Raw genomic sequence first — 12,415 nt, 5'->3', positions numbered from 1 at the left:
AAATTAAAAATTAAAAATTAAAAATTAAAAATTAAAAATTAAAAATTAAAAATTAAAAATTAAAAATTAAAAATTAAAAATTAAAAATTAAAAATTAAAAATTAAAAATTAAAAATTAAAAATTAAATTTAGTAAGAGGAATTATATAATAATCAATACAAATAATAAGTATAAAAGGAATATAATATTATTTATTATTCCTAGTTTAGTTTTATTTACAACTATTTGTTGTGTTTACCTTTATTTTCAAAAAGATAATTTAGAATCAAACATACCATTTAAAGAAAATTTAACTAGTATGGAATTAGAATCTGATGAAAAACCATTATCAATAATAGATAATAGTAATAACGATTTTTTTATCGAAAAAGAAATAATTATTGATGATACTATTGATAATAAAAATTTAGATAAAGAATATACGGAGGAAATTGATAAAATTTTTTCAAAAGAATTCGAAGAATGTGAAAAAATTTCACAAAAAGATTTAAATTCTATAAATAATGAAAATTTAGAAAAAGTTTCATTAAAAGAAGATAAAGAAAATTATAAAACAATTGAAACTGAATCTAAATCAGAAAATATAATCGAAGAATCTAAAAAAGTAGATAAAAAAATCAAAAATAAAAACAAAAAAAATTTATTTAAATATTTATTTAAAGAGGTAAAAAAAAAATCATTAAATAAATATTGAAAATAAAAATAAAACAAATTTTTCATAAAAAAAGAATCTCTATATAAAAAAGAGATTCTTTTTTTATGAAAAGAAAAATAATTAATAATAAAAATTAAAAAAATAAAAAAATTTGTTTTTTTATTTTGCAATAAAAATAAGTAAGAAAAAAAGAAAAGACAAAAATAGATAAAAATTTAATAATTAAAGCCCATAATAAATAAAAACCTTTTTTGACTAAAAATCCATCTTGGGTTTGGCCTGATATTAAGTTAAAATTAAAGATATTTTTCAAACTAAAATTCCAAAAAACAAATTTATACATAAGAAGCCAAGGAATATAAAAAATAAAAAAATAAGTAATAAAAATAAAAGTTATATAAATGTAAGTTTTAAAAAAATTAATTTTTTTTTGTTTCAAAAAAAAACTAGGTACTAATCCTAAACAAAAAGCAAATACTAAACTCAAAAGAGGATTATATAAAAATATGTTATTTAAAGTACCTCTAAAATAAAAAAAACTAAATTCTAATAAAAAGACACCTATAAAAGATAAAAACCTATCAGAATATAATGGTAAAAAAAACAAAGGAAGAAAACTTAAACAATCCAAAAAAACAAATCTATTTAATTGTCTACAACTATGTTCCCAAATAATTTTATCTGAAAAAAATTTCAAAACAAATGATAAAGATAATATCGAAGATGTAATAACAATCCTTCTTAAAAGATTGGTTCTATTTTGATAATAATTTTTTTTATCATTAACAAACATACTTATTATTCACTCATTAAATTAAATTAATCAATTAATTCAAAAATATAATCATAAATTCTAACTGAATCTTTATCAGTCATACCTTTTTTTCTTAATTCTTCTTCAACACCCATTTTTTTTAATAAATAAGAAAATTTTTTAAGTGATTCATAATTATTTAAATCAGTTTTATGAAACAATTTTTGTATTTTTTTCCCTTCTAAAACAAAATATCCTTGTTGATCTTTATAAATATTAAACTTTTCTTCTTCCTCTAAATTAAATAATTTATAATTGTTAAAAGAACAATAAGAATTTAATTCTTTATAATTTTCTTTGTAATCATCTAGAATTAATTTAATTTTATATTTTAAATAATCAAAATTAAATTTTTTTAAAACAGAAAAAGGAATAATTTCTATATCTTCAGAAAAACTATTTCGAAAAGAAACAAACTTTTTTAGAGAACCTATCAAATCCATTTTATTTAATAAAATAAGTTGAGGTTTTTTTAGAATTTCGCGATTATATTTTCTTAATTCTTCTTTTAATTGAATATAACTTTCATAAACATCTTCATTATCAGCACTACATACATAAATTAAAATTTTACATCTTTCAATATGTTTCAAAAAACGAATTCCCATTCCACGTCCTAAATGAGAATCTTTAATCAAACCAGGAATATCAGATATTGTGAATTTAAAATTTTTATAATTAACTGTTCCAAGAAAAGGTCTTATGGTAGTGAAAGGATAAGGACCTACCCGAGAATTAGCGTTAGAAATACTAGAAATCAGAGAAGATTTGCCTGCATTAGGAAACCCAACTAATCCAACATCAGCTAGAATTTTTAATTCTGTTCTAATAACTAAACTTTCACCTAATTCTCCTTTTTCAGCGTAAGAAGGAACTTTGTTTTTGGAATTTGACAAAGAATAATTACCACGCCCTCCCTTGCCGCCTTTAGCAATTAATAAAGTAGATTTATGTTCTAAAATTTCACCAATAAACTGTTGATTTTCATCATTATAAACTAATGTTCCTAGAGGAACTTTTACAAATAAATTTTTGGCTTTTGCTCCGTTTCGTTTTTTACTTTTTCCGTTAGAACCATTATGAGCCTCAATTTTATGTTGATATTGTAATTGAAATAAAGTATTTATTCCAGCATCACCGATAAAAATAACAGAACCGCCTTCTCCTCCGTTTCCACCAGAAGGTCCGCCATAAGGAACATATTTTTCTCTTCTAAAAGAAACAATTCCATTACCACCATTACCAGCTTTAATGAAATTGATTGTTTTATCTATAAAATTCATTTATTTATTTTGAAAAAAGTTTTTTACATTATTTTTTTATCAAAAATAATCATAGAAACTTGTTTTCTTTTTTTTCCTTTAATTTCATATCTAACTATTCCATCAATTAAGGCGAATAAAGTGTGATCTCTACCAATTCCAACATTATTGCCAGGAAAAATTCTAGTTCCTCTTTGACGATAAATAATAGAACCTTTGTGTGCATATTGTCCATCAGATAATTTAGCGCCTAACCTTTTAGAATGTGAATCTCTTCCGTTTCTGGTTGCTCCAACACCTTTTTTAGTAGCAAATAACTGAATATTTAATTTTAACATTATAAAATTATACCTCTTCAATAATAAATTTTATACTTTTTTCAAATTTTTAGGATAAATTTCACTTAAACTTTTTAAAGTGTATTCTAAATTTAATAACAAATTATTTATCGTTTCATCAAAATCTAAAATTTTGAGTAAAAAAAAACCTTCTCTTAAATTAAAACTTATTTTGGATTGTAATTTAAAAATTTCTATAGTGTTTAAAGTTGAAATGATAACTGTAGAAACAGAGGAACAAACAATATCATTATTTTTAAAAGAATATAAAGAATGACCTTTAATCATAATTTCTTTAAACTTATCATCTTGTTTAATAAAAGAGTAATTAATCATTTAATTAAAAAGTAATTTTAGTAATCAAAAGTTTAGTGTAAAGCTGTCTATGACCTTTTTTTAAACGATATTTTTTTCTTCTCTTATACTTAAATACAATAATCTTTTTATTTTTGCCATGTTTAATAACTTTTGTTTCAACTTTAGCATTGTCAATAAAAGGAGTTCCTAAAATAATTTTTTTATTTTTATCATTTTCAATATTATTTTTATTATCTTCAAGTGCTAAAACTTTATCAAAAACATGAATTTGATCTATTTCAAGAGGTAATTTTTCAACAAAAATTTCTTGGCCTTCAGATACTTTAAATTGTTTACTTCCTGTTTTAATTATAGCTAACATAAATAAAACTCCTTTTCTAAATGATATTTTTTTCATTATCATTTTCATTTTTATATACAAAAAATAAAAGAAAAAATAAAAGATATAACACATGAATAAATTATATATCAATTAACAAGACAAACGTAAATAATAATACATTTTTTTAATGTACAACAAAAAATATTAAAAAATTTCTTTATTTAAATTTTTTTTATAAAAATAAGTATTTCTTTTATTTTCCATACATTTTTTAGAACAACTTCCTAAATATTTTATTTCATTTTCCACACTGCATAAAATTTGTTTATTGCATTCTGGATTGGAACAATTAATATATCTTTCGCATGGTGTTTGATCAAAAAAATCTTTTCCAACTATGACATGTTCTTTTTTATTTACTTCATTGGATATTCTTTTATCGAAAACATAAACTTTACCTTCAAATAACTGACCTTGAACTTCTGCATCTTGACTATATTCAATAATTCCTCCTTTTAATTGATAGACTTTATGTATCTTTTTAGATTTTAAAAAAAGAGAAACCTTTTCGCAACGAACTCCACCAGTACAGTAAGTTAAGACCTTTTTATTTTCAAAAAGATCTAAGTTTTTTTCTAACCATTTTGGTAAATCACGAAAATGATTAATATTAGGATTAATAGCGTTTTTAAAATGACCTAAATTATACTCATAATTATTTCTCACATCTAAAATAACAAAATCTTCTTTGTTCTCTTTTTGTAAAAATTTTAAAAAATCTTTTGAATTTAAATAATTTTCAGAATTTTTTTCAGGAAAAAAATCTTCCTCTAATTTAAGACTTACTATTTCTTTTCTAACTTTAACTGAAAGCCTAGGAAAAACATGTTCATGGTAAGAATCTATTTTAAATTCTACTTTTGCAAAATTTTTAATTTCTTTTAAATATTGCATGTATTCAGAGACATCTTTTTTTAAACCTGATAAAGTACCATTTATTCCTTCATGAGAAATAATTATTCTTCCTAAAATGCCTAATTTTTTACAATATTGGTATTGATCTTTTTTAAAATTTTCTGGTTCTTCAATAAAAGTATAATTATAGTACGATATGATAAAATATAATTTTTCTGTTTCTATATAGTTAGACATTTAAAAAATCACAAGTTCCTTATCTTAAAATAAAAATTAGAAATTTAAAATAACTTTTTAATTTTCATATTTATATTATAATATAAAAAAACTAATTTATGATGAAAGATAAAAAAATTTAAAAAGTTTTTAAAGGTAATTTAAAGTTAAAATTCAAAAAAATATTAGTAGTAACGAAAAATTAAAAAAGATTATTTCAAATAAAAAAATATTTTTTATTTAATCAAGTTATAATTGGATTATAATTTTTTTGTCATTTTTGATATTTTTTAAAAAAAATATACATTTTTTTATGATTTTTTATGGTACAATATATTATATTGTGAATGTACGTTCGATAAGAAAATATAAACATTTCTTAATATATTATTCTAAAACATCTTAATTTATATTTACCTGTCTGCCATATAATTATTATTTATTATTACATGTAATGCATAGTAATCGCTATATCTAATAAAAAAACATAATTTTTAAAACTTACTATATCTCATAGTAAAATATAAAATGGTTTGAAGCAAAAAATATCAAAAAAGTTAAATTTTAAAAAAATTGGTTTCTAATATAATTTTTGTTTTAAATAATGAAAACAAAACTTTTTAATTCTTTGATTTTACAACTTAAAATAAAAAAAGGGGTTAAATATTTAAAAAATTTATAATGTTGATGAATTAATATTAGTACAATATCATATAAATATATTTTTTGTCTAATATTATAATGAATAAACTTAAAATATTAAAAAATAATTTAATACCATATAATGGTATAGACAATAAAATATTATATTTTTAAGAAAAATATAAAAATTACATTTTTTTTAACTTTTAACAACTTTAACTGTTAATTAATTAATTATTGAATTTAAAAACAGAAGTATTTTCAAATGAACAACTAAGAACAAACTTTTAATAAAAATATAAAAATTACATTTTTTTTAACTTTTAACAACTTTAACTGTTAATTAATTAATTATTGAATTTAAAAACAGAAGTATTTTCAAATGAACAACTAAGAACAAACTTTTTTTAATGAGAAAAAACTTTATGATCAGATTAGATCATAAACAACAAATATAATTTCAAAAAGAAATGTTTATTAAAAATGTTAAAGTTCTATAAAGTTATAAAATATAAAATATTTTTTCTTTTTTAAAAGAATAAAAAACAGATAATAAGATAAAAAATTAACTAGGGTGAATATAAACAATGTTTCAAAAAAAAATTAAATCTTTTGTAATCATTATTTTTATAACCTTTTTCGTTTTAATAGTTCCTGCATTAAAATTTTTTTCTCCATTTTCATTAGAAAAAAAAAATAAATCAGAACAAAATATAATAAAAATAATCCCAACAAATACCATCTTAGAAGATGCTATTAAACATCTAATTGGAGATGTAAACCCAGAAGAAAACAAGGAATATAAAAAAATAGAAATTTTTTTTTGCAAACCTTCTTTAATGGGGATAGGAATAGATCCACATAATTATAAAACTAAATTATCTGATCGTATTGAAATAAAAGAAGCTGATTTAGTTGTGGCAAATGGTTTACATTTAGAAGCTAAAATGATCGAAGCTCTTGAAATTTTAAAAGAAAATAATAAATTATGGAAGGCTGGCGAAGAAAGTTTAGAGGAAAAAGATAAAATAAAAGAAAAAGAAGAATCTAAAGATTGTGATCCTCATATTTGGTTTGATATAGATTTATGGAAAAAAGTTATATTCAAATTAAATGAAAAACTAAAAAAAATGATTTCGGAAAAAAATTGTAAAGATTTAGAATATTTGGAAAATAATTATAGTCTTTTTATACAATCATTAAATGATTTAAGAGAAAACATTATAGAAAGAATGACTAATTTAAAAAAAAAAATAAAAGAAAAAGGGAATAAGTTAATTATAGTAACAGCACATGATGCTTTTTCTTATTGGGAAAATTTTTTAATAAAACAAAAACAAGATTGTAGTTTTATTTTAAAACCTATTCAAGGTATTTCAACACAAACAGAAGCAAACATGAAAAATATCATCGAATTAGCAAAAGAAATAGCTGATAATAATGTCAAAGCTATTTTTACGGAAAGTTCGATGCCAAAAGATTCTTTAAAAAGTTTAAAAGAAGAAATTGATAAATTAAGAAAAAAAAGAGGATTAAGTGATATTATAATCCCTCAAGATGAAGAATTGTATTCTGATTCTTTAGGAACAAAAAACAAATCAGAAAATTTAAAAAATTATAATTACAAACATTCAACTTATATCGGAGCTTTTTTAAATAATATAAAAGTTATTGAAAGGTTTTTATCATGAAAAAAGAAATAGCTATAAAAATTAGAGATTTGACTGTTGCTTATCATTTAAAACCTGTTTTATGGGATATTGATATTGATATTTATAAAAGTTCATTAACAGCTATTTTAGGACCTAATGGTGCAGGAAAATCAACTTTAATTAAAACTTTATTAGAATTAATTCCTAAAATTTCAGGAGAAATTTTGTTTCATAATAAAAAATATAATCAAATAAGAAAAAAAATATCTTATGTTCCGCAAAGAAATTCTGTAGATTGGGATTTTCCTACAACTGTTTTTGATGTGGTTTTAATGGGAAGATATGGTCATTTAGGATGGTTTAAAAGACCCACTATTAATGATAAAAAAATAGCTTTAGAATCCTTGGAAAAAGTAGGTATGACGCCCTATATAAAACGTCAAATCTCAGAATTATCAGGTGGGCAACAACAAAGAATTTTTTTAGCTAGAGCTTTAGCGCAAGAAGGAGATATTTATTTAATGGACGAGCCTTTTCAGGGAATAGATATCCATACAGAAGAAAAAATAATAACTGTTTTAAAAGAATTACAAAAAAAAAAGAAAACTATTGTTGTAGTTCATCATGATTTAACAACTGTTCCAAAATATTTTGACCATGTCATTTTATTAAATATTCAAAAAATAGCTAGTGGTGAAACTAAAAATACTTTTAATAAAGAAAATATACAAAAAACATTTCAAAATTATCAACTAAAAAAAAAGGAAGAAAAAAATTAATAAATATCAAATAAAAAAGGTAATTAAATATATGATTTGTAGTGAACTAGATTCTATTTTTGAATTATTGAAAACCTATACTACTTTGAAAATTTTTATAGGTTCTTTTTTATTGGGTATATCATCTGGAATATTAGGTATTTTTATTATTTTAAAAAAGAAAGCTTTGGTAGGTGATGCTCTTTCGCATACTGTTTTACCAGGAATAGCCATTTTTTACATAATTTTTCAATCAACTAATGAATTAATTATTTGGTTTGGTGCTTTAAGTTCTTCTATATTATCTTTGATCTTAATGGAAATTATAAAAAAATATTCAAAAATTAGATCAGATACTATTTTATCTTTAATTCTTGCTTCTTTTTTTGGTTTAGGCAATATTTTGATAGCTTATGCACAAAAAGGAACAGAAGATTGTTCTATCGCAGTTTTAGAAAAATTTATTTTAGGTCAAATAGCTTTAATTTCTAAAGAAAATATTATTTCTATAGGAATATTGACTTTTTTAACTATTTTTACAGTTGCTTTATTATGGAAAGAATTTAAAGTTTTTGCTTTTGATGAATTTTTTGCTAAAAGTATTGGGTTAAATAATGTTTTAATTAACTTAATTTTAAATACTTTATTGATTGGATTAATTGTAATTAGTTTGAAAATAACGGGTATTATTCTAACTAGTGCTTTTTTAATTATGCCCGGGGTTGCTGCTCGTCAAATAAGTGATAAACTATCAACCAATATTATAATTGCTTCTGTAATGGTTTTTTTATCTAGTTTCATCGGAATAATAATTAATCTTATTATAAAAGATGTCCCTACAGGACCTATTATTATAGTTATAAATACTATTTTTATTATTTTAACTTGTTTATTTTCTCCTAAATACGGAATTATAAAAAAATTATTAAAACAAAAAAAATATAGAAATAAAATTAAGAAATTTAAACAATTAATTCATTTTTACTATCATAATAAATATGACAATGATGAAGAATCTAAAATAGAAAACTTTTTATTTAAAGAAAATTATTTATATCGAAAAAAAAATAAAATTATTATCACTACTAAAGGAATTCATTTAGTAGAAAATTTAATAAATGGAAAAATTTAATTATGATTGATATATTAAATAAAATTGTGAATTATTTCGAAACTGATGTTTTCTTAGTTTTAATTTTTTCTTCTCTATCTTTAGCTAATTTAGGTGTTTTTTTAATTTTAAAAAGATTTTCTATGATTATAGACGCTATTAGTCACAGTGTTTTATTAGGAATTGTTATAGCTTATTTAATAACAAAAAATTTAAATTCTCCTTTTTTAATTATTGGAGCTACTTTAATAGGAATTTTAACTTTTTATTTAATAGAATTAATATCTAAAAATAATAAAATTTCCAAAGATTCAGCTATTGGAATTGTTTTTACTTTTTTCTTTTCTATAGCAATTATTATTATTAGTACTAAAATTAGAGGAATTCATATAGATTCAGATGCTGTTTTTTTAGGTAATATCGAATTAACTAATATTTCACAATTATATAAAATCATACCTATTTTTATATTAAATATATTATTTGTTGTTTTTATATATAAAGAATTAAAAATTTCTATTTTTGATCCTTCTTTATCTAATATTTTAGGTTTTTCTACAGTTTTAATAAATTATCTTTTAATGACTTTAGTTTCTGTTACAGTAGTTATTTCTTTTGATGTAGTTGGATCTGTGATGTCGATTATTTGTATGATTGGACCAGCTTCGACAGCAATACTATTAACAAAAAAATTATGGAGTTGTTGGTTATTATCTCTTTGGATAGCCTTTATAAGTGTATGTTTAGGTTATTATTTAGGAATTTATTTGGATCTTCCAGTATCAGGTATAATTTCTGTAGTTATCTTGGTTATTTTTTTAATTATTTTATGTTTTGAACCAAAAAATGGTATTTTTAAAAAAATAATCAGAAATTATTTTCAAAAAAAAAATTTTATGATAATTATTTTATTAATGCATTTAGACAATAATATTTCTAAAAATAAAAAAAATTATATTCAAGAAGTTAAAAATGATTTAAAATGGTCTGTCAAAAAATATAAAACATGTTTACTAAAAGCCATTGAAATAAAATATATTAAAATAGAAAAAAAAGAATTAATTCTTACAGAACATGGAAAAAAATATTTATACGAAAAAAATAAAAAATTTTTTTCAATCTAAAATAAATTAATTAAGATAAAAAAATAAATTATAAAAATTTGACTTTATGTTCATTACCTTTTAATTATAACCAGTTATAATAATTGTTTAAAATTGATCTGATATATTTTCATTCTTTTTTTATTTCTTATTATATAATGCAAATGTAATATGGAATTTAAAATATTTTTGAGAGTTTATCCAAAAAAATGAATGAAATTAAAAATAAGTTTAAAAATAAGTTTAGATTTAAATTATCGGGATTTTAAAAAAATAAAGAATAAAAAAGAACCGCAGAACTATACCCGCCCATCATTCACTACAAAACAAATATAAAAAGTTTCTATTAAAGAACATAAAATAAAAAATGAAGAAAAAAATTAATAATAAAGACCAATTTTAAAGTTGTTTTTTTTGTTTTTTACAAAAATCTTTAAAATAAATACTGAAAGGAAAAGAAAATTGACAAAAAATTAATTTTTAGATAAAGATAAAAAAATAAAAAAAAATTAGAATATTTATTATTAATTTCTTAAAAAAACATTATGTAGCAAAAAGGGTGTGGCGTACTTCTTTAATTGATTACATTAATATCAATCTCCTTTCTTGCAAACTGAATAAACATTATAAATCTAACTTTTTTTCCTATGGAGTTCTTTCGCCTCCTTCTTGGATGGTCGATTCTCATATAGGAATAGATTATTTGCGTTTCGAAAGCGGGATTTGTCTTTTTGCTATCTATTACAAACAGCCCTCCCTCCAAACCATACGAGCAAGTTTCCAAGCATACTGCTTTCCATGCCCTTCGCAAAAAAATTTTCATTTTTGTCATAACATAACCATAACAAGCGTTTAGAGTTATTGGAATCACTATGTTTTATCCCACGGTCTGCAGTTTATTTATTACAATTTTTTATTTGGCAACCTATAATATTTCTAATATTTCTATTTTTAGGATTGTTTTACTGCCTCCGCGAACTATGTTCTCTTTTGTAACTATGTTCTTGTTATAGGCAACCTGCAATGCGCCTTATGCCTATTATTAAAAGGTCACTGAGACTTATCTTCAGCCTTGTCCTTAGTTTTTCTAAGATCCGTGGGAGGGCGATTAGCATTGCTATTCCACGCAATGTTTTATTTCCTCTGACTACTAAAAATCTCTTGTTCCTTGCATCGATGATCTTATTATTATTTCTTATTTTTAATATTTATGAAATAATCAATTAAATTAAATATTCATTTAAAAAATTTATTTATTTTTTATTAATAAAATTAATTTTTTTACTTTAGAATATAGTTATATGTAAAAATAAAAATATTAAAAAATATAGAAAGATTAATAACATTAAAATTCTTATGAAAATTATTTCAATTAACTCAGGAAGTTCGTCGTTAAAATTTACATTATTAAATATGCCTTCAGAAGAAGTTATTTTTAATGGTTCTATTGAAAAAATAGGTTATGAAGATGCTATTTTTAATTTTTCTTTTGAACAAAAAAAAACAAAACAAATTCTTTTAATTTCAGATCATAATCAAGCTATTCAATTATTACTAGATTTTATAATAAAGAATAAAATTGTTAATTCTTTGGAAGAAATACAAGGCGTTGGTCATAGAATTGTTCAAGGAGGAGAATTATTCGAAGATTCTGTTGTTTTAACAGATGAAAACATTGATAAAGTAGAAAGTTTAAATGATTTAGCTCCTTTACATAATTTTGCTAATGTCTTAGGTATTAGAATATTTAAACAGATTTTACCTAAAGTGTTACAAGTAGGAGTTTTTGATACTACTTTTCATAAAAAAATTCCTGAAAAAAATTTTTTGTATGCTCTTCCGTATGAATGGTATCAAAAATACAAGTTGAGAAAATATGGAGCTCACGGTATTTCTTATCAATTTGTTTCTCAAAGAGCTGAAAAAATTTTTAAAAAAAATAATTTAAAAATGATTATTTGTCACATTGGGAATGGCGTTTCTTTGGCCGCTGTTCAAGGGAAACAATCTATAGATACTTCGATGGGTCTTACTCCGTTAGAAGGTGTTCCAATGGGAACCAGAAGCGGAAACATAGATCCAACTATTATTTCTTTTATGTCTAAAAAAGAAGGAAAAACTACTAAAGAAATTTTAGATATTTTGAATAAAAAATCTGGGATGTTAGGTATTTCTGGAATTTCTAATGATTGTCGTGTTTTAGAAAAGATGTTGAGTCAAAAAGATAAAAGAACTATTTTAGCTTTTAATGTTCAAGTGAAAAGAATAGTTGATTATATAGCTAGCTATTATGTATTGTTAAAAGGGAT

General features: G+C 21.4%; 12 protein-coding genes. 6 read left to right on the top strand and 6 right to left on the bottom strand.

Annotation, left to right across the window (positions count from 1 at the left end; genetic code table 11):
- Nucleotides 1-298: 298 nt before the first annotated feature.
- A complete protein-coding gene (locus Q8777_RS01905; protein ID WP_318676045.1) occupies nucleotides 299-694 on the top strand; it encodes a hypothetical protein in 396 nt (131 codons plus the stop codon).
- 94 nt (nucleotides 695-788) lie between these two features.
- Here Q8777_RS01905 and Q8777_RS01900 read toward each other — a convergent pair whose 3' ends face one another.
- The 6 genes from Q8777_RS01900 to Q8777_RS01875 all read right to left on the bottom strand — a co-directional run bounded on the left by Q8777_RS01900 (nucleotide 789) and on the right by Q8777_RS01875 (nucleotide 4,861).
- Nucleotides 789-1,448: a hypothetical protein gene (locus Q8777_RS01900; RefSeq protein WP_318676046.1), complete on the bottom strand. Its 660-nt coding sequence runs from the start codon at nucleotides 1,446-1,448 to the stop codon at nucleotides 789-791.
- Between the two features lie 26 nt (nucleotides 1,449-1,474).
- Nucleotides 1,475-2,752: a GTPase ObgE gene (obgE, locus tag Q8777_RS01895; protein ID WP_318676047.1), complete on the bottom strand. Its 1,278-nt coding sequence runs from the start codon at nucleotides 2,750-2,752 to the stop codon at nucleotides 1,475-1,477.
- A gap of 23 nt (nucleotides 2,753-2,775) precedes the next feature.
- Nucleotides 2,776-3,069, bottom strand: coding sequence for a 50S ribosomal protein L27 (gene rpmA, locus Q8777_RS01890; RefSeq protein WP_318676048.1), 294 nt, complete (start codon nucleotides 3,067-3,069; stop codon nucleotides 2,776-2,778).
- A 30-nt stretch (nucleotides 3,070-3,099) separates the two neighbouring features.
- The gene (locus Q8777_RS01885; RefSeq protein WP_318676049.1) at nucleotides 3,100-3,405 is read right to left on the bottom strand and encodes a ribosomal-processing cysteine protease Prp; all 306 of its coding nucleotides are present in this window, start codon (nucleotides 3,403-3,405) and stop codon (nucleotides 3,100-3,102) included.
- Nucleotides 3,406-3,409: 4 nt separating this feature from the next.
- Entirely contained in the window at nucleotides 3,410-3,748 is a 339-nt protein-coding gene (gene rplU / locus Q8777_RS01880) for a 50S ribosomal protein L21 (protein ID WP_318676050.1), read from the bottom strand.
- A gap of 165 nt (nucleotides 3,749-3,913) precedes the next feature.
- A complete protein-coding gene (locus Q8777_RS01875; RefSeq protein WP_318676051.1) occupies nucleotides 3,914-4,861 on the bottom strand; it encodes a rhodanese-related sulfurtransferase in 948 nt (315 codons plus the stop codon).
- Between the two features lie 1,208 nt (nucleotides 4,862-6,069).
- Between Q8777_RS01875 and Q8777_RS01870 the strand changes: the two genes are divergently transcribed.
- The 5 genes from Q8777_RS01870 to Q8777_RS01850 form a co-directional block, all read left to right on the top strand.
- Nucleotides 6,070-7,173 (top strand): zinc ABC transporter substrate-binding protein, encoded by a 1,104-nt coding sequence (locus Q8777_RS01870; protein ID WP_318676052.1) that lies wholly within the window; start codon nucleotides 6,070-6,072, stop codon nucleotides 7,171-7,173.
- Nucleotides 7,170-7,913 carry a metal ABC transporter ATP-binding protein gene (locus tag Q8777_RS01865; protein ID WP_318676053.1) on the top strand — a complete coding sequence of 248 codons (744 nt, stop codon included), beginning with the start codon at nucleotides 7,170-7,172 and terminating at the stop codon, nucleotides 7,911-7,913. The genes Q8777_RS01870 and Q8777_RS01865 overlap by 4 nt, the downstream gene beginning before the upstream one ends.
- 31 nt (nucleotides 7,914-7,944) lie before the next feature.
- A complete protein-coding gene (locus Q8777_RS01860; RefSeq protein WP_318676054.1) occupies nucleotides 7,945-9,024 on the top strand; it encodes a metal ABC transporter permease in 1,080 nt (359 codons plus the stop codon).
- A gap of 2 nt (nucleotides 9,025-9,026) precedes the next feature.
- Nucleotides 9,027-10,127, top strand: a complete 1,101-nt coding sequence (locus Q8777_RS01855; protein WP_318676055.1) for a metal ABC transporter permease — start codon at nucleotides 9,027-9,029, stop codon at nucleotides 10,125-10,127.
- A 1,335-nt stretch (nucleotides 10,128-11,462) separates the two neighbouring features.
- The coding region (locus tag Q8777_RS01850; RefSeq protein ID WP_318749451.1) for an acetate/propionate family kinase at nucleotides 11,463-12,415 on the top strand (953 nt) is incomplete at its 3' end.

It is taken from the genome of Candidatus Phytoplasma stylosanthis (assembly GCF_032886435.1).
GTDB classification, from domain to species: domain Bacteria; phylum Bacillota_I; class Bacilli_A; order Acholeplasmatales; family Acholeplasmataceae; genus Phytoplasma; species Phytoplasma stylosanthis.
This window is presented reverse-complemented; position numbering and strand designations above follow the sequence as displayed.